Genomic DNA, 19008 nt, shown 5'->3' on the forward strand with positions numbered 1-19008 from the left:
TTAGAGACTTATGTCACAGCCTCTTTTATTTTCTCAATAATCTAACTCCAGTAATAACGGTAGCAATCAAACAAACCGCCAACGAAACCATAAAGGCAACGTGCATTCCGGAGATGAAATACTCTGGATGTGCTGGTACGTATGAAGTAATTCGATGACCGGCAGTCTGACTCATAGCTGAGAACAAAACAGTCGTAGCCAATGAAATACCAATGATCATACCCAACTCACGAGCCAAGGCATTAACACCTCCAGCAACTCCTAAATCTTTCACTTCAACCGAATTCATAACAATCGTATTATTAGGGGCCTGGAAAACACCATTACCAAATCCAACTAATCCAACGAATAACATGAAGATCCATAGTGGTGTAGCCAAGCCCATAAACATATAACCAACTTGACTGATTGAGATCAGAATCAAACCAACAAAGGTTAATAATTCAGGTCCAATTTTATCAGAAATAGCACCAGAAATTGGAGCCACAACTACCTGAACAATTGGGAAAGTCATCAAGGCATAACCTGCATAGTTAGCTGCTAAACCTCTTGCATTTTCCAAATAAAATGGTGAAATTACATTAAAGAAAAAGTTAGCTACAAAGATTAAGAAAGCACAGAGAATACTCAATGAAAAATTAGCATTTTTGAAAATTTTCAAATCCAAGATTGGTTTATCAATATGCAATTCAATATAGATAAAGGCAATAAAATCAATCAACGCTACGGCGAACAATAGCAGAATAACCGGTTTATTAAAACCAATTTCTTGTCCTAAGAAAATACCTGCAAACAAAGTAACCATCACAATAGCGAATAAAGTTGCACCAAAGCTGTCAATTTTTTGCTTAGTAATCGTAATATCTTTAGGAAGAATTTTCATTCCTATAAGAATGGCAGCAATTCCAATTGGGACATTGATCAAGAAAATATATCCCCAGTTAAAGTGGGCTAAAATCAATCCACCAACACCAGGTCCAGCAATACTTCCCAAGGCTACAAATGAGCCGATCATACCCAAAGCACGACCACGTTCACTAAATGGGAAAACTTCGGTAATAATTCCATTACTCGTACTCATAGTCATAGCTGCACCAACAGCTTGAATGGCACGGGCGATTAGTAAAAATACTAATCCAGAATTAAATCCGCAAAGTAACGATCCAATCGTAAATAAAATTGAACCTAATTTAAAAATACGAATCTTACCAAAAGCATCCCCGAGTTTTCCAAATAATAGCAATAAAGCACAAATGACAATCAAATAAATTGAAACGACCCATTCAGCTTGGTTCATCGGAATGGACATGGCTTTACTCATCACTGGTAAAGCAATATTGACGATGCTTCCGTCTAACGTTGACATAAAAATAAATAAACAAACTGCGACCAAAATCAGCCAGCGGTTCTTTTGAATCTTTGGATCATTGGCAAAACTATCCATAATTTAATCCCCTTTAATTACTCGTTTGAGCAGTGCGGTCACCCAATCATATTGAGTTTTCGTTCGTGCAATTTGTAATTCTTTTAATAATAAAGCGTCATCAATATCGGCTTGAATCATATGGTGATTATTCTTTAGAAATAATCGTAATTCTTCCAACTTCTTCAAATGGTCCAACGTTGACGCCTGAAAATCTTTTAAAACTTTCACTTGCTGCGTTTGGTTCAAAAGATGTAAAAAATTAAGTTTCATTTGAAAAGTTAACTGAGTCTGCTTATTCACCGGCACTTCTTCTAACGCCAATTCCATAAACCTATCTTGCCCGATTTTTGTAATCGTAGCTACCTTTTGCGGACGTTTGTTATCCGTTTCCTCAAACGTTAAAGTTATTTCACCTGACTTAGCTAATTTATCAAGTAGCGGATATAAAGATCCAAAACTGATGGTCATTTCATTGCCAACAACACTACTAAAAGCCTTACGCAATGCATATCCCGTCATGGAATGGTCCATCAATTGTCCCAGAATAAATAAGTCATACACCTTTAATCACCTTGCTTTCATGAATATTTAGTATATATCGTTTCGATATATATAACAAGCCGATTTTACAGAAAGTATGCAAAAAAATACCCTCACTTACAGAAAATGAGGGTATTTCTATGCTTAAGCTTTTAATTTCTTAGTACAATCGGCACACAAACCATAAACTTCGATGGCATGTCCTTCAACAGTATAGCCTGGTAATTGATCAGTAAAAAATTCAATCGGACAAGCCTTTAATTCAGTAACTTTGCCACAATTTTTGCAAACAAAGTGATGATGATGACGATGATCAAAATCACATTGATATTTAACTAGAGTTTTATTCTTTTCTTGATATTCAACCAAACCAATATCGGAAAACTCCTTTAAATTCCGATAAATCGTATTATTGCTCATTCCCGGATAGAGTGAACGCATGTAATTAACGATGTCATTAATCGCTACATATTGAACGGTAAACTTGCTAAGGTAATCAATTAAGTCAGTTCTTTGTTTGGTTACTTTATAATTATTCTTTTTGAGAATTTCAATTGCTTTTTCCATATGTCACACCTTTTCAACTAATCATTCAGTAGTGTACCATAATTAGTAATTATTACTAATTAAACTGTTTTAAGATGTTCTTACTCATGATTGGTTAGAACATAGGTATACTAAGTTTCCCGTCTTCCGCAAAAATTGGAATAGGCTGGAACGCTGGGGGCATCGTTTGGAGTCAACTCAAGTTCGGAGTTGTCTTCAAATCGAGCCTTCTTCTAAATTGGCAAAGTACGCCAATCAAGAAGAATCTCCCGGCTGAGCCTATTCCAATTTTTACTGCAGACTAAATAATATTTTGATTATTTTGTTGATTAAAAATAAATTGTTATTGAATGATTTATTTTACACAAAGAGTCCATATCAAACGATGGAAAATGTTAGAAAATATGGATTCCTGTTGATATAGATTTGAATAAGCAAACATCCATTAAAATGATCTAGTCTGGAACAAAAATTGAAATTGGCTCAGTAGTGAAATTGTTCTTAGTGGGGAACCCACTTAGAACAAGGTCGAGTTTGAAGACTTTTGGAACAAAAGGCTCCAAATCGGCCCACTACGTTCCAGCCAAATTTCAATTTTTGTGGAAGACGGCAGTATAATAAGACTTACGTTCTAACCAATCATAAGTAAAAGCTATTTTAGTTAGAGTTAAGATTAATTTGCTACTATAATAATAGAAAATGTCGGTTGGGAGATTTGTTAATGAAAAATACAATTTTAATTGTCGAAGATGAAAAAAGCCTATCTAGTTATGTTGGAAAGGAGCTCCAATTTGAGGACTTTGATGTCATCATTGCCAATGATGGTGCTGAAGCATTGGAGTTATATGAGCAACATCAAAATGAATTATTATTAATTCTCTTGGATTGGATGTTACCCAAATTAGATGGTATGGAGGTTTTACGCCGTATTCGAAAGCATGATCAGGTGCCTGTCATCGTCATGACTGCACGCGATTATATCGGTGATAAAGTTGCTGGTTTGGATAATGGTGCCGATGATTACATAACTAAGCCTTTCGAAATCGAGGAATTGTTGGCTCGAATCCGTGTCATTCAACGCCGAGTTGAACATATGACCGAACCCGAACAAACTTACCAAATTGCTGATTTAACCTTGAATACCAAATCACACCAAGTAGTTCGTAATACTGAAAATGTTCAATTGACTCGGCGTGAATACGATTTACTATTATTTTTCTTACAACATATTGGCAAAGTTTTTACACGTGATGAATTGCTTGATAATGTCTGGGGTGAAGATTTTCTAGGGCAACAAAATGTAGTCGATGTTTATGTTGGTTACTTGCGGAACAAAGTTGATGGTAAAAAAAATAAGCCTTTGATTCAGACTATTCGTGGCGTGGGTTACTCACTTGAGGACGTTACCGAATGACTAAGCAATCTCCCTCTTATCAAGAACTGATCAACAATGCTATCCGCAAATTAGTTATCATTATCACCCTATCGATTAGTGCCTTGACCTTAGTTGTCGTCGGCGTACAGCAATATGTCCAAACTGTTCACGATGCCCACGGTCAAATGATGGGTCTATCTCGAGCTAACATCGATGATATACCTAGCTTTATTCATTGGAATAGTCAAAATAACCGTCACACTAAACAAAATACTGTCATTCGCGTCAAAACTAAAAGATCTTCAATTACAGCTGCCTCCAGCCGTTCTGGACAAGAAATAATGACAACTTCTACTTCCAAAAAATTTATAACCCAACGAAAAATTAGTATCTTGCCAGGTCAACATATTGTTTACGTTCGCGGATATGGTTTATTCCTCTTTTATTCTAGGAAAAATAATGACACTACCTATCAAATTTGGACCAGTTTGAATAGGTTAATTAGTAGTCTGTTTCTCCTATTAATAATTATCAGTATTATTACTTTCGTGACATTAGGTTTTGGAACTTGGTGGGCACAGCAATTGGCTACCAAATTAAGTGCTCCCACAATTGAACTGGTCAATGAAACCAGAAATACTATTAAAGATGCTGAAGCTGATCAGCCAACTTTGAAGGTTCCCGACAGTCCTAAAGAAATTAAGGAATTGGGAAATGCCTTCAATGATCTTTTGAAAACTCAGAATCAACGGCTTCAACGTGAACGTGATTTTGTTTCCAATGCTTCACATGAATTAAAAACCCCAATTGCTGCAATTCGTGGCAATATCAACTTAATCAAACGTCATGGCAACAAACATCCCGACGTTATTCCTGAATCCCTCGGTTTTATTGATGAAGAATCAATGAGAATGCAAAGTCTAATTGAAAATCTTTTACATTTATCACGGGCTGACCGAGCTGAATTGGTTTTAGAGAATGAAAATATTTCTGATTTAACTCAACGAATTGCTCAGCAATACCAAACTTCAATCGCCCATGAATTACAGTTACAAATAGAATCTAATTTACATATTGATGGCAACGCCGATACTTTGAAGCAGATCATTGTTGCTTTGTTGGATAATGCTAACAAATATTCTCCTGATAAAACTCCAATTACTTTGAAGCTAAAACGAGTTGATGGCAAGGTCCAATTATCAATAGCTGACTTGGGAATAGGTATTCCTGATGATCAAAAAGATTTGATCTTTCAACGTTTTTATCGAGTCGATACTTCTCATTCTACTGAAATAAAAGGTAGTGGCTTGGGATTATCGATTGTTTCACAATTAGTTAAAATCAATAATGGTTCAATTGAAGTTTTAGATAATAAACCTAAGGGTTCAATTTTTATGATTTCATTTGCTGAGAGAGCTTAGTCCTTTTCTGGGACTGAGGTCTTTTTTTGTTGGATATATCTTCATACTAAGATGAAATTTAGTTAACTTAACTGGTTTATTGATTTTAGTTCAAAATACGGAAACTTTTTCTCTCTCGTTCCTTTCTGACTGCTGCCTAAACGGACTACAACATGGCAACTCCTTCCGGTTAACTCAACTAGCTCTGCCGATTGCGTTTAATTCAAATATGAGGAGTTTTTTCTCTAGTTCCTTTCTGACTGCTGCCTAAACGGGCTACAACATGGCAACTCCCTCCGGTTAACTCAACTAGCTCTGCCGCGATTGCGTTTAATTCAAATATGAGGAGTTTTCTCTCTAGTTCCTTTCTGACTGCTGCCTAAACGGGCTACGACATGGCAACTCCCTCCGGTTAACTCAACTAGCTCTGCCGCGATTGCGTTTAATTCAAATATGAGGAGTTTTCTCTCTAGTTCCTTTCTGACTGCTGCCTAAACGGGCTACGACATGGCAACTCCTTCCGGTTAACTCAACTAGCTCTGCCGATTGCGTTGCAATCGACTGAACTAGTAGTGTTAATCCTCGGGAGCTGAACGCCATGTCGTAGCCCTCTCTAAGAATTTCTTATATAAACCTTATCAAACCTAAGTAGTTACTCATCATTAATCCTTGTAAACTATGTTTATTCAATCGAAAGGACATGGTGCTTAACTTATGTCAGAACTTACAGAAAGATTACAACAACAATTAATTGCCGGCGCATCTCGTCCTTTAATGCAGGATGAAAATCAGCACTGGTACACCGGCAGTGAACTTAACCTTGAAGAAAACGTTTGGAAAAACTATTGGCAAAATAAGGGTATTGGTCACAATGATATCGTCCTTGTCGGTTTAACTAATTCCGTTACTTACTCTCTGGCTATTCAAAGTCTATGGGAGGTGGGTGCTATCGTTCAACCTATTAATCCTGAAACAACTGAAACCCAACTCAATGAGCTTGAAGCCCAATACAACTATTCAGCAATTATTTTAAATTCAAATATTAAAGACCTTGATGTTTTAAATAAAATTTTTACGATTCAACCCCGTCTATCAACTTTACAAGAACCTGAGGTACAAATTTATCTGCGTAATAAACACATTCACCATCCCGTTGAGGTTCCCAATGACGATGAACTGGCTTTGATCATGCATACTTCTGGGACAACCGGTCGACCTAAACGTGTTGGTTTAACTCATCACCAACTTTTAAAAAGTGCATTTAATGTAATTGATAGTGAAGAATTAACTGCTCAAGATAGTACATTTATCTTGATGCCAATGTTCCATATCAATGCACTGGTCATCTCCAATTTAGCAACTCGTCTCTCTCATGGTCAATTGCTTTTTAGACCAAAATTCAGTGCCCATCTTTTCTGGAAAGAAGTTAGTAGTCAGATGGTGACTTGGGTTTCATTAACTCCGGCAATCGTATCAATCCTTTTACAACGTGATGAACAGCCGGCAAATAACAATCTTCGGTTTCTCCGGACTGCTTCGGCCCCTCTCCTCCCAAGCATTCACCAAGAATTTAACCGACGTTTCGATATTCCCTTAATTGAAAGTTACGGTATGACTGAAGCGGCTGGTCAAATCACCCAAAATCCCTTGGAACGACCACTTTCCAAGAGTGTTGGGAAATCTTTTGGGATTAAAATAAAAATTCTTGACTCTAATCAAAATAAATTAGCCATAGGCCAAACCGGTGAAATTGCTTTACAAGGTGAGAATATTATCTCTCATTATCTTGATTCCCAGCCAGAAGCTTTTGATAATGGTTGGCTCTTAACTGGTGATCTTGGTTCACTGGACGATAATGGTTATCTTCACATCACTGGTCGTAGTAAAGAAATGATCATTCGTGGTGGTGAAAATGTTAATCCCTTAGCCGTTGAAAATTGTTTGATTGATTTGAAGTTTATCCGTGAAATTGCCGTTATTGGTACTCCCGATTTAATCTATGGTGAAACTGTCACCGCCGTCATTGTTCCCAAGAAACTTAGTCACGATCATCGTCACCAACTAGCTCTGTTGAACAAATTAGCAAATGAGCAGTTACTCCCTGTTGAACGCCCTACAAAATACATTTTTAGTACGCAGTTACCCAAAAATGCGACGGGCAAGATTCAACGTACACTTCTAGCTCATGAAGTGAATCAACAGCAACTAAAGGAGGCTTAATCGATGCAAAAGCCTGTTACTATCAGTGACACTCGTCGCAAACAATTTCATTTACCGGTCGACAAAATCTTGCCATTTCTGATACCAATTATCGTTATTTTAATTTGGCAAGTTAGTAGCACCTTCGGTTGGTTATCAAGTTCTGTTTTACCCTCACCAATGGCAGTCCTACAAGATGGCATCAAATTAACGCAATCAGGCGAACTACCAAAGAACCTTAGTATCAGTCTTTATCGAGCCACAGTCGGTTTATTGATTGGTGGTGGAATTGGTTTTATTTTAGGATTTATCAATGGCATGTCAAAAACATTCCGTTTGCTATTTGATTCCTCAATTCAAATGTTTCGAAATATTCCTCATTTAGCTCTTATTCCGCTAATTATTATTTGGTTAGGTATCAATGAATCAGCCAAGATTTCTTTAGTTGCCATTGGAACAATGTTCCCAGTTTACATCAACACCTTCCACGGAATCTCTTCCGTTGATCCTGATTTGATTGAAATGGGAAAATCATATGAACTATCTAAGGGCCAGATGTTTTTCAAAATAATCTTTCCCGCAGCTTTACCACAAATTTTAGTTGGTATCCGTTATGCACTAGGTGTTATGTGGACTACTCTAATCGTTGCTGAAACAATTTCCGCTAGTTCAGGTATCGGTTATATGGCTAACAACGCCGAAGATTTTGTCGATATGGAAACCGTCGTTCTCTGTATCGTTGTCTACGCTATTTTAGGTAAAATTTCTGATCTTGTTGCCAAAAGTTTTGAAAGTTTCTTACTTGATTGGCAAAATACTGGAAGGAGTAATATTTAATGAATAATAATTCAATGATTTCAATTAAAAATGTTAATAAAATTTATAATAACTTGACTGCCTTGCATGATGTTTCACTCGATATTCAGCAAGGAGAATTTATTGCTTTGGTCGGTATGAGTGGTGGTGGTAAAAGTACCCTACTTCGCCTGATTGCTGGTTTAGAACAACCTACCAGTGGATTAGTGACCATCAATGAAACAGATTCAAAATCTTTGATGCGCGTAATGTTTCAGGAAGATCGACTACTACCTTGGATGTCCGTTTTAGACAATTTATCTTTTGGTTCAAAAGATAAAAATACTAAAGCGCATGCCCAAGAGTTACTTGAACTAGTCGAGTTAACTACCTACGCTGATCACTTCCCCAATCAGTTATCAGGTGGTCAAAAACAACGTGTTGCTTTAGCCAGAGCCTTGATGACTAATCCTAAAATCCTCTTATTGGATGAACCTTTAGGAGCTTTAGATGCTTTAACCAGACGCAAAATGCAGGATCTAATCATGGATATTTGTCAGAAACAAAACCTAACTACCATTCTCGTAACTCATGATGTTGAGGAAGCTGCGCGAATGGCCGATCGAATCATTGTTATGAAGGATTCAACTAATTCTTATGAAGAAAGTTGCCCTAAAAATCGTAATTCCGGTCAAATTGGCATCGTCACTGATCGTGTCCTTAGTGAAATTTTAGAAGAGAAGCCTTCACAACAAAGAACAGCCTAAAGAATCGAATTCCTAGGAATTCGATTCTTTATTAGTATATTCATACACAAATATATTAGTTTTAGCTAATTTATAGTTTAATTAGAAAGTTATAAGAAATCTCTCATTTATTGAAAAAGCTATGCTAAACTATGACCTAATATTCTTGCCAATAATCGAAAGGAATTTTAATGTTAAAAATAAGTGAATTTGCTCAACTAGCGCATACTACTCGTCGAACTTTGATTCTTTATGACAACAATAATTTGTTCAAACCAACTTTCGTCAACAGTGAAGGCTATCGTTTTTATGACTATCAAAAGATTAATGAATTAAATACAATTTTGACTCTTAAAAAATTAGGATTATCAATCGATGAAATTAAAACCATTGTTTTTAACAAGGACCAAATTTCTGAAGAATTTCTGCTCCAATTAAAATCCCAAGTTAATGATCAGATAAGTGATTTACTCAAGGTGAACACTGCAATCGATCAGCGTATTATGTTAAAAAATAGCTTTGATGAGGCCGCTCTTTATCAACCATATGAGCACAATAATAAGGAAAGATTTTATTGGAAATCTACCAACCTTGAAAACTGTTCTACTCAACAAATTGCCAAAGCATTTTCGGAATTCTACAGTAACCTTGACCGTCTTATGGGTGCCAACGGAAATTACTCCGGTTTTATTATTAACTTACCCAAAATCGATTTCAAAGCTTTTGAAGATGCTAATTTCAGTTTAATCAAAGAAGCCACTGTCCCAGTTAATAATAATTCTATTACAACTATTACTCGACCTGCTGGTAATTATTTGGCCGTTGACGTTATCAGCAATTATAGTCTCAGTTGCCAAAATATTCGAACCGGTTTAAATCACCTCAAAGAGTTTATTAAAACTAAAAACCTACGCGTTGATTCAGAATTATGGCAGACCAATCTCGGGAAAAATGAAGCCGGATCCCCAATCATTCGTTTAGAGCTTCAAATCCAATAATAATCTCAACAAGCGCCTTCAGAATAATGTTTTTTCTTTCTTAACATGCTAAGATTGGGAAAAATGACTGGAGAAGGATTATGAATACACCCAACAAGTATTTACAATTTGAAGATCCCACTGTATTAAAGTTCGACTTTCAAGTTAATGATGATTTTGACTTTGATACTCCAGAAGACGATACCGATATTAGTACCTTAGTTGAAATACCTGATAAGCTGGATATCGATTTTGAAGATGATATCCCTGTTTATCTAACCATCTTCATCAATTATGACGGTGATAATGCACCTTATAAGATCACCGCTCGTATTATGACGTTATTTCAGATTTCAAATTTATTGTCACATGATGATGCTTTACAAATTCTTCAAAATGAAGGAGCTTCAATTTTGGCTTCATATTTGAGACCAACTATTTCTATGATGACTGCCTCCAGTGGCTTTCCAGCCATGACCCTGCCAACACTCGACTTCTCAGATTCTGAAAATGATTAATAAATAGCGATACCAATAGTCGAAAAACTACTGATATCGCTATTTTTATTTATAGCTATAACCAGAACGAATGCCATCGGTAATTCCCTTTAAAAAATCAGGAATTTCATGCATAATGCTAGGAACCATAATTGCTACTAACATCAATATCCCAAATACAACTGCCCATTTATTCAAGCTTTTATTAAAGATACTCCATTTTATATTACTTATAAATCCAATGAAAAACACAAAACTAAAACTAGACATCCAATCATCAACTGAACTAGTCGGAATTCCTAAAGAATAAATAATCCCTAATATAATTACTACCAGAATGAAACCTACTACATAAATAGTTTCAGTTTTTGAAAGCCTAATTTTATCATCATTATTAAATTTATCCATCAGAGCTTCATCCCCTTTAATCAGTTCATCAAGTGAGACATCAAGCAATTCACTAATAGCAATCACATTCGCAAAACTAGGTAAAGTAGTTCCATTTTCCCATTTAGAAATCGATTGTCGCGAAAGATGCAATTTATCTGCTAAATCATTTTGAGACATTTGATGCAATTTGCGTTGCCTTTGTAATTGATCACCTATTTTCATGAGTGTCTCCTCCTTGATTAACTATTATCTTATGCGCATAGCGATAATTTGACGAGAACGTAGCGGTTGCACTTACTAAATATACTAAAAAAGCCGACAATTGTCGGCTTGATTCAATCATTACTTTTTACTGTATATGATTAGCACCCTTAATTCCACCAATAATGCCATTAACGAGTTCATTAAGAATCGGGATCATGATAACTATTGCTGCAACAATGCTCCAGAAACGACTACTTTCATTAAAACTTTTTACAAAGGCTTTCCAATTAAGATTCAACGCTAGATTGATCAATGCAACTAGCTGAATAAAAACGACCCAATGATCAATCACTGAGTTAGACACATTCAATATCTTCAAAATAAGATAAATAACCATAGAAACTATCATCAAGAGAAATATGAAATAGGTCACTAATTGCAACAACATTACTAAAGCTTGGTAAACTGCCTCCGTTTTCCCACTTGGAAATGGACTGTCTTGAGATATGTAACTTCTCAGCTAATTCATCCTGTGACATTTTATGAAGCTTACGTTGTTTTTGCAACTGATCCCCTATTTTCATCTACAATTCCTCCTTGATTGATTATGATTCTAGGCTGAAAAACACTTATTTCCCAGAAAATAGCGGTTGCGTTTATTATGTAAAGCCAATTATTCGTTATCTTAACCGTTATGAAGTCGTTATAAGAATTACCAATCAGTCAAAATATTATTGGCAATGGGTAAGGCCCAAATAATTAAAAGTATAACTATCCAGATAATAGTCTTTTTATTAATATTACGTTCAATTTCCTTAGATATACTCGACCAATTGAGATTAAAACCTAATCCCAACACTGCCGTCACTCGGATCAGATCTCGATATAATTTATAGTTACCACTGTCATAAACCTTAAAATACTTAGTAATGCTCCAAACTACTACTGCAATAGTAATACTAACTAGAATAGCCAATTGTAATTTACCGTATTGTGGCCGATATTTTTCATTATCTAATTTTCTCATCATTGCTTCATCTCCTCGAATCAATTCATCAAGTGAGATATTGAATAGATCACTGATAGCCATCAAATTACTGAAACTAGGTAAAGTAGCCCCATTTTCCCAGCGTGATATAGCTTGTCGAGAAATCCCTAATTTATTAGCCAAAGTTTCCTGTGACATATCATGCAATTTACGTTGCTTTTGTAACTGATCTCCAATGCTCATTTGTAATACCCCCTTGATTACTTATGATTCTATTCCAAGAAGGTTCTCTCGAACAGAAACTGACGATTGTATCGTTTAATTAACTAAATTAATCATTGAATAGCTCCGTTATAGCGACAAAATAATTCCAATAGAGGACACAATGTTGTTAATGATGTGTAGCGAAATATCATATTTAATATTCCCCAACAATACATAAGCTAACGAAAAAACTAATCCCATTAAAATATATGGTACCATTTGTAAATTCATAGCTGGTTCATGTATCCATACGAAAAGCCCGGTTGAGATAACCACGTAGGCGCCCATCTGCCAAAGGTTTTCCATTTTATTAAAAAATAACTTTTGCAAAGTACCACGGAAAATCAACTCTTCAATCACGGGTCCACATAAATTAACCGCAATTAAAATAGCCCACCGATTTCCTTGAAACATTTTCTCAATTTCAGTTTGATTACTCGATGTTGGTAAATCACCAGCCAAATATCCTAATCCTAATAGCGCAACCAAAAGAATCAGATAGATCCAAATTCGTTGTTTCAAGTTCCAATTCGGTAAAAAATTCACCTTAGGATTTAAGTCACCGTTGAACGACCGCCAGATATATCTAACTAATAGTATCGATAAAATAACACCTACTATTATTAGAATAGCCTGAACCCAACTGGAATGAATCTTTTTTAAAGTTGGAATAATAAACGGCACTTGCGTCAATTGATATAGAATAAATATTCCAAATAGCCAGATGGCTTTCCTACTGAACTCCCAAATCTTTGTTTTCATAACGATACCCCACTTTATTAGAATAAAGTAACTTTATCCAAAATCCACTCTATTCAAAAGAACCTGAGGGTTGCATCAGCATATGTAACATCAAAGATGTTTTCTTATACCGTTTTGCTAGCGTTATCTGATACTACTACTGAATCCATGAATGAATCCTGCAATGGCCTCGTTAACGCGTGGTATCAAATATAAGGCTAACCAGATAATTCCAATAACTAATACCTTTCTATTAATGCTCAAATTAATCTTCTTCCAGTTGATATTAAACATTAACCACACAAAGGCTATTAATTCTGGAATAAAAAACCAGTTATCCATATTATCATCTGAAACATGCAATAACCTTAAAGCACCCGTAACGACTACTGCGAGAATGAATCCCATAATAATAATGAGCCAGGTTTTACTAATTTTGGACTTGTTACTCTCCAGGTCTTGCATCAACTCTGTATCGCCTTTGATTAATTCATCTAAAGAAATATCAAAAATTTCACTAATAGCAACAACATTACTAAAACTAGGCAAAGTTGCCCCATTTTCCCACTTGGAAATTGACTGTCTAGAAATATTTAATTCTTTTGCTAAATCATCTTGTGACATCTGATTTAATTTGCGTTGTTTTTGTAATTGCTTGCCAATCTTCATAAAAATTCTCCCCTAAATTATTTATCCCTCATGATACCAAAAAAAAGTCGACCATTTGGTCGACTTTTATAATTTAATTTATTCATTTATATTCTCCTGAATCACTGACGGTAACTTTATTTTCTATCAAATTCTCTTCATAGAATAAATCAGCAATCTTCTGTTCTTCTTTTACATAAGTACTATTCATCGCACTGATACTGTAAGTTCGCCGTTCAACCATCTTCTTAACGACTGACTTAGAAACCTTCAATGACTTACTCATCATCGTTATGAGTTCGCTATGGTTGTTGTTGGCCCATTCCATATCTTCTTCCAGATATTTAACCAAATACTTCGATACTTCAGTATTTTTCTTGGCATAACTTTGCATAGACAAAATGTAATCACGATTATTAGTAATGCCAACACCATTTGTTAATAATTTTGCATTTTGCGTTAATTCAGCTTGGGAAGTGTACGGATCCCATGTAGCCCAAGCATCAACCTTACCTTTTGAAAAAGCTACACTAGCACTGGATTGATCCATATTGACCCAGGTAATATCACTGGTACTTAAACCGGCCTTTTTCAAAGCGGCAGCCAGCATGTATTGGGAACTAGTTCCTTTAGTATAGGCAACTTTTTTACCCTTCAAGTCTTTCAATGACGAAATACTTGAAGATTTTTTGACTAAAATTCCTGACCCTTTGGCCTTCGACGAACTGGCAGCAATATAGGTTAGCCTTGTCCCAGTTGATAAAGCAGAAACTGGTGGCGCATCTCCGGTTCTAGCATAGTCGATACTACCAGATTTCATTGCTTGCATTAAGGAACTTCCATCCTGGAATTCCTTCCAAACAATTTTATACCCTTTAGCCTTCATCTTCTTAACGAATTCGCCACGTTCTTTGGCAATATCGAAAGGATCACCTTTTTGATAACCAATCGTAACCGTCTTTAAATCAGAAGTAGCGGCACCAGCATCGGTTTGCTTGAATCCGTAAATAGCAATTCCAGCCCAAAGGATCAAAACAAGACTAATCAATAACTTCTTAAAACCTCTTCGTTTTTTGTTCATCCAGCTCTCCCTACTAAAGCAGACATAACCTGTTCACGTAATTTCAAACGAATTACTTTACCAGTCGCATTTCGAGGATAGTCATCCACGAAGAAAATCCGGGTTGGCTGTTCATAACTGGCTAGAGTTTCCCTAGCATGAGCCATAATTTTTTGTCGTTCCAACTCTTCATCTTGTAACCCTTGACTAATAACCACTGCTGTTACAGCTTCACCATAGAGTGTATCTGGTGTTCCAATAACCGAAACTTCTTTAACAAAGCTCAACTGACTGAGTGAATTTTCAACTTGAACTGGAGCGATTTTTTCACCACCGTGATTAATAATATCTTTCTTACGTCCTTCCACGAATAAATAATCGTCCTCATCGAGATAACCTAAATCACCGGTTAGAAACCAACCATCTTGAAATGAATCCGGATGTGAATCTAAGTAGTCACTAATAACGTGATCGCCGCGAACAACAATTTCTCCAATCTGATTGGCTTCTTTGCTAATTTCATTATTGATCATAATTGCGACATCAGTCTTAAAGGCCTTACCTGCTGAACCGATCTTTGGTGCATCGAACGGATTGATAGTACATTGACTAGCGGTCTCTGTCATACCATAGCCTTCAAGAATCGTCGTGTGAAATCTATTTTGAAAAGCATTTAGTTTATCAAGTGGTAAAGCAAATGATGAACATCTGACAAAACGCAATTTAATATCATTATCATAACTTTCATTGGCCCTTTGATTAATCAAAAGGATATTGATGATAGTCGGTACCACTGAGACCCAAGTTACCTCATTATCACGAACTTGGTTCCAAAATTTGGAAGCACTGAATTTATCGGCTATCACAATTTTGCCACCAGATAATCTCGTTGAAAGAATCGACACTGCCTGTGCATTGATATGAAACATTGGCATCACCACTAGTGTCGTATCTAAGGCTGTCATGCCATGACTTTCGATATCATGTTCAACGCCATTTAACAACAATTCATGTGTTAGACCAACTCGCTTAGGCTTACCGGTTGTTCCCGAAGTATTCATAATTAAGGCTAAATCAGATTCCATTGGAACAGCTGCGTCATGACCCATTAGTTCACGATTACGGATGATATGTAATAACGAGTAGGTCTGCAAATGTAACGCCGTCACAATAGCTAATTGATCATCTAATACAGCATCAACTAATTCTTGACCAACAATTGAGGCCACATAATCATGTTCGGATAGTTCTTGTTGCAATTCCACTTCTGGAGTAGTGGCGGCAATTGGGTGCATCACTGCCCCAACTTCCCAAATTGCCTGCGTAATTGCTGGATAAGCAGCTGTGTTTGGTAAACAAACCAGCACCACATCGCCTAATCCAACGTGCAAGTCTAACAATTCTTCCCGAATCATGCGGACATCATCGGCTATTTCATAACCTTTGAACCATTGATTCAATGTTTCATCTTTAATGATATTTTCACTCATATTATTCACTAATTGCTTGTTTAATTGATTTGTTATTTTTGACATTTTTTTATACTCCTTTTTTAAGGTGCCATTGTGGTCTGCCAATCAGCACTCCGAATGGAGGAACCTTGTAGCAGAACCATGAGATTAAGAATGCTCCACCGAGAACAAAAGCATACCCAAGCGGTAACATTAATAGCATGACGACTGAGGGAACTTTGATCATGCTGAGAATTCCATAAAGCATTGTAAGTGGAATCGTTTGAACTAAGTAAATTCCAAAAGATACCTTTGACATATTCTTGATACCTCGATCTAACCAATTAGGTAGACCACGATTTCTAGCGTGGGCATATTGCCGACCAATCCAGAAAACAAAGGCAATCATGAAGATGTCATAAATAAAGATAAATGGTTGGTGAATTGATTCGGTTGCACTCATACTTAATTTCAAAATATGTAGATTTCCAAAGAACAAGGCAACTGTACCAATCGCTAAAACTAACGTTGACCAACCAATCATGCGATGATATTTTTCAATGAATTTATCAACTTGATCGTAATGAATTGCCACATATGCTCCGGCGATAAAATAAAATTGATAAACTAAAACGTTCATTCCATAAGCTCGAAAGAGATACCACCAACTGTCACGATTAACACCTGGTAACCAATATTTGATACCGATCAATAATAATAATTGGATAATGGCACTGGTTATCAAGATGGCTAAATGATGATCCGGTAATTTTTTAAACAGATAAACTATTAACGGGAAAATCAGATATAACTGGAACGTCACGAGAATGTAGTACATGTAATACTTATTCCCATGAATAACGGCATCGGTTAAATTTTTAAAGTAGTTCGGCCAACTCAGTGCAACACCAGCGGTAATTGTTGTGAACCACATGATGATGGCATTCCAACCGATATAAGGAACTCCAACACTGATGTAACGTTTTTTCCAAAAGCTGAACCAATGATTTTCTTTATTGTAATAATTGAGAACTAAGACCAGACCGGTCATAAACATAAAACCCATTCTGGTAAAATGAAGTGCCAAATGACTTGCTTCGATAAAAAGCTGACTTCCAGATCCATCAGCTACGTTATTCTTAAAAGCCGTGGTCGTATGATTCAATAACACGCCACCGATAAAAACAACTCGCATCAGATCCACTTCATGTAAATATCTTTTTTTCTGTGCCTCTGCCAAAGCGTCACCTCTATTACGATTTATTGCTTGTTCAAAAGCATATATAAGTTATAGCATCCTAGTAGTGGTGGGGTCTTGATGATTTATTAAGGTTAATATATGAATTTCTTATTTTAGGTTTGTTCACTGCCGTCTTCCACAAAAATTGAAATTTAGCTGGAACGTGTTGGGCACAACTTGGAGCTAATTTCAATTTTTGCTCCAGACTAGGTTTCTGTACATTTCTATTGTCATTTAAATACGACAATAGAATATTTAGACAAACAAATAGTCCTATATTAATTGGCATGAATTATTCAAACCAATTGATATAGGACTATTTTTAAAGCAAACAATCATAATTTTATTTATTCTTATGTGCTTCTCCCCAGTCACACATTGCATCCAACACTGGTATCAACGTTTCACCTTCTGCTGTTAAATCGTATTCTACTCTAGGTGGAATTTCTGGGAATTGATGTCTAGCTATTAATCCGTCGATAGTTAGACCATTGAGCGCATTTGTTAACGATTTTGAGGGAATTGAATCTAGAGCTCTTTTCAACTCGTTATATCTCATTGGTCCCTTTTTCAAGGACAAGACATACAGAATGCTGATTTTATATTTACCACCAATTTTATCTAAGGTGTAACCAAATCCTGTTTCAGATAAATTTTTATTAAAAACTTCATTGAGCAAATCACTTTTTATCATTACGTTAGACTCCTTTAGGTGCGTTACGGTAATTATTTTGTCTTCTTGTTTAAGTAATTATAGGGTTATATACTCTCAATATCTTGAATCACAAGGTAAAGAATAAAACCTACTTTATATATAAAGTAAGTTAATTAACCTAAGAATATACCAAGGAGAAACTAATGAAAACAATTGTTATCGGTGCATCTGGTAGAACTGGATCACAAATCTTATCAGAAATTAAAAAAGACGGTACTCAAGTTGTCGCTGGGGTTCGATCAACCAAAAAAGCAGCAGAATTTGAAAACCATGGAATTGAAACGGCAATTATTGACATTGTTAATATGACCGTTGATGAAATAGCTGAAAAATTAGCTGATATTGATTCAATCGTATTTGCTTCCGGAGCATCCCAAGCACATCCTGAACAAGCAATGTGGATCGATTTAGACGGTGCCGTTAAAGTCATGCAGGCAGCAATAAAGAATCATATTGAAAAATTCATCATGATTTCTGCTGCTGGAGCCGAAGATCGAGCAACTTGGAGTATTTACGACATACCTCAATACTACATTGCCAAATATTATGCTGAACAATATCTGAAAACTTCAGGATTAATTTATACCGTCATCAGACCTGCCATTTTAACTGATGATAAAGCTAAAAAAGAAGTCGATCTAATCAATAATAACAATCCTAGAATAACCAGACAAGATGTTGCCCTGGTCACTGTAGAAGCACTAAAGAATGAAAAGTTTAATAATAAATCATTCAATCTATATGCAGGAACTACCAAAATATCTGACATCAAACCACTGTAAAATTCTAAATATAACAAAAAAAAT

General features: G+C 35.9%; 21 protein-coding genes. 8 read left to right on the forward strand and 13 right to left on the reverse strand.

Features of this window, described 5'->3' with window-relative positions:
• Window positions 1-25: 25 nt before the first annotated feature.
• The 3 genes from IV57_RS08190 to IV57_RS08200 form a co-directional block, all read right to left on the reverse strand.
• On the reverse strand, window positions 26-1444 hold the full coding sequence (locus IV57_RS08190) for an MFS transporter (protein ID WP_057881037.1): 1419 nt from the start codon (window positions 1442-1444) through the stop codon (window positions 26-28).
• Window positions 1445-1447: 3 nt separating this feature from the next.
• Entirely contained in the window at window positions 1448-1987 is a 540-nt protein-coding gene (locus IV57_RS08195; RefSeq protein WP_057881038.1) for a PadR family transcriptional regulator, read from the reverse strand.
• Between the two features lie 123 nt (window positions 1988-2110).
• Window positions 2111-2533 carry a Fur family transcriptional regulator gene (locus IV57_RS08200; protein ID WP_057881039.1) on the reverse strand — a complete coding sequence of 141 codons (423 nt, stop codon included), beginning with the start codon at window positions 2531-2533 and terminating at the stop codon, window positions 2111-2113.
• 700 nt (window positions 2534-3233) lie between these two features.
• Between IV57_RS08200 and IV57_RS08205 the strand changes: the two genes are divergently transcribed.
• From IV57_RS08205 to IV57_RS08235, 7 genes are all read left to right on the forward strand, one after another.
• Window positions 3234-3926 (forward strand): response regulator transcription factor, encoded by a 693-nt coding sequence (locus tag IV57_RS08205; RefSeq protein ID WP_057881040.1) that lies wholly within the window; start codon window positions 3234-3236, stop codon window positions 3924-3926.
• Entirely contained in the window at window positions 3923-5308 is a 1386-nt protein-coding gene (locus IV57_RS08210; protein WP_057881041.1) for a sensor histidine kinase, read from the forward strand. Before IV57_RS08205 ends, IV57_RS08210 begins: the two co-directional genes overlap by 4 nt.
• A 693-nt stretch (window positions 5309-6001) precedes the next feature.
• Window positions 6002-7507: an AMP-binding protein gene (locus IV57_RS08215; protein ID WP_057881042.1), complete on the forward strand. Its 1506-nt coding sequence runs from the start codon at window positions 6002-6004 to the stop codon at window positions 7505-7507.
• A 3-nt stretch (window positions 7508-7510) separates the two neighbouring features.
• Window positions 7511-8323, forward strand: coding sequence for an ABC transporter permease subunit (locus tag IV57_RS08220; RefSeq protein ID WP_057881043.1), 813 nt, complete (start codon window positions 7511-7513; stop codon window positions 8321-8323).
• Window positions 8323-9048: an ABC transporter ATP-binding protein gene (locus tag IV57_RS08225; protein WP_057881044.1), complete on the forward strand. Its 726-nt coding sequence runs from the start codon at window positions 8323-8325 to the stop codon at window positions 9046-9048. Before IV57_RS08220 ends, IV57_RS08225 begins: the two co-directional genes overlap by 1 nt.
• A 170-nt stretch (window positions 9049-9218) precedes the next feature.
• Window positions 9219-10025, forward strand: coding sequence for a MerR family transcriptional regulator (locus IV57_RS08230; RefSeq protein WP_057881045.1), 807 nt, complete (start codon window positions 9219-9221; stop codon window positions 10023-10025).
• A gap of 80 nt (window positions 10026-10105) precedes the next feature.
• Window positions 10106-10522, forward strand: a complete 417-nt coding sequence (locus IV57_RS08235; protein ID WP_057881046.1) for a protein-export chaperone SecB — start codon at window positions 10106-10108, stop codon at window positions 10520-10522.
• A gap of 45 nt (window positions 10523-10567) precedes the next feature.
• Here the strand turns inward: IV57_RS08235 and IV57_RS08240 are convergent, their stop codons facing one another.
• The 10 genes from IV57_RS08240 to IV57_RS08285 all read right to left on the reverse strand — a co-directional run bounded on the left by IV57_RS08240 (window position 10568) and on the right by IV57_RS08285 (window position 18181).
• A complete protein-coding gene (locus IV57_RS08240) occupies window positions 10568-11113 on the reverse strand; it encodes a helix-turn-helix domain-containing protein (protein ID WP_057881047.1) in 546 nt (181 codons plus the stop codon).
• Between the two features lie 127 nt (window positions 11114-11240).
• The gene (locus IV57_RS08245) at window positions 11241-11459 is read right to left on the reverse strand and encodes a hypothetical protein (RefSeq protein ID WP_057881048.1); all 219 of its coding nucleotides are present in this window, start codon (window positions 11457-11459) and stop codon (window positions 11241-11243) included.
• Window positions 11452-11679: a helix-turn-helix transcriptional regulator gene (locus tag IV57_RS08250; protein ID WP_083488931.1), complete on the reverse strand. Its 228-nt coding sequence runs from the start codon at window positions 11677-11679 to the stop codon at window positions 11452-11454. The genes IV57_RS08245 and IV57_RS08250 overlap by 8 nt, the downstream gene beginning before the upstream one ends.
• A 128-nt stretch (window positions 11680-11807) precedes the next feature.
• Window positions 11808-12326: a helix-turn-helix domain-containing protein gene (locus IV57_RS08255; protein ID WP_057881049.1), complete on the reverse strand. Its 519-nt coding sequence runs from the start codon at window positions 12324-12326 to the stop codon at window positions 11808-11810.
• A gap of 108 nt (window positions 12327-12434) precedes the next feature.
• Window positions 12435-13109 carry a CPBP family intramembrane glutamic endopeptidase gene (locus IV57_RS08260; protein ID WP_057881050.1) on the reverse strand — a complete coding sequence of 225 codons (675 nt, stop codon included), beginning with the start codon at window positions 13107-13109 and terminating at the stop codon, window positions 12435-12437.
• Window positions 13110-13232: 123 nt separating this feature from the next.
• Window positions 13233-13757 carry a helix-turn-helix domain-containing protein gene (locus IV57_RS08265; protein WP_057881051.1) on the reverse strand — a complete coding sequence of 175 codons (525 nt, stop codon included), beginning with the start codon at window positions 13755-13757 and terminating at the stop codon, window positions 13233-13235.
• Between the two features lie 82 nt (window positions 13758-13839).
• Entirely contained in the window at window positions 13840-14817 is a 978-nt protein-coding gene (locus tag IV57_RS08270) for an aliphatic sulfonate ABC transporter substrate-binding protein (RefSeq protein WP_057881052.1), read from the reverse strand.
• Window positions 14814-16331 (reverse strand): AMP-binding protein, encoded by a 1518-nt coding sequence (locus IV57_RS08275; protein WP_057881053.1) that lies wholly within the window; start codon window positions 16329-16331, stop codon window positions 14814-14816. Before IV57_RS08275 ends, IV57_RS08270 begins: the two co-directional genes overlap by 4 nt.
• A gap of 4 nt (window positions 16332-16335) precedes the next feature.
• The gene (locus tag IV57_RS08280) at window positions 16336-17487 is read right to left on the reverse strand and encodes an acyltransferase (RefSeq protein WP_057881054.1); all 1152 of its coding nucleotides are present in this window, start codon (window positions 17485-17487) and stop codon (window positions 16336-16338) included.
• Between the two features lie 343 nt (window positions 17488-17830).
• Window positions 17831-18181, reverse strand: coding sequence for a winged helix-turn-helix transcriptional regulator (locus tag IV57_RS08285; protein WP_057881055.1), 351 nt, complete (start codon window positions 18179-18181; stop codon window positions 17831-17833).
• Window positions 18182-18345: 164 nt separating this feature from the next.
• Here IV57_RS08285 and IV57_RS08290 point away from each other — a divergent pair, with 164 nt between their 5' ends.
• Window positions 18346-18984, forward strand: coding sequence for an SDR family oxidoreductase (locus IV57_RS08290; protein ID WP_057881056.1), 639 nt, complete (start codon window positions 18346-18348; stop codon window positions 18982-18984).
• Window positions 18985-19008 lie beyond the last annotated feature (24 nt).

The organism is Companilactobacillus kimchiensis (assembly GCF_001438805.1).
In the GTDB taxonomy this organism is placed as follows: Bacteria; Bacillota; Bacilli; order Lactobacillales; family Lactobacillaceae; genus Companilactobacillus; species Companilactobacillus kimchiensis.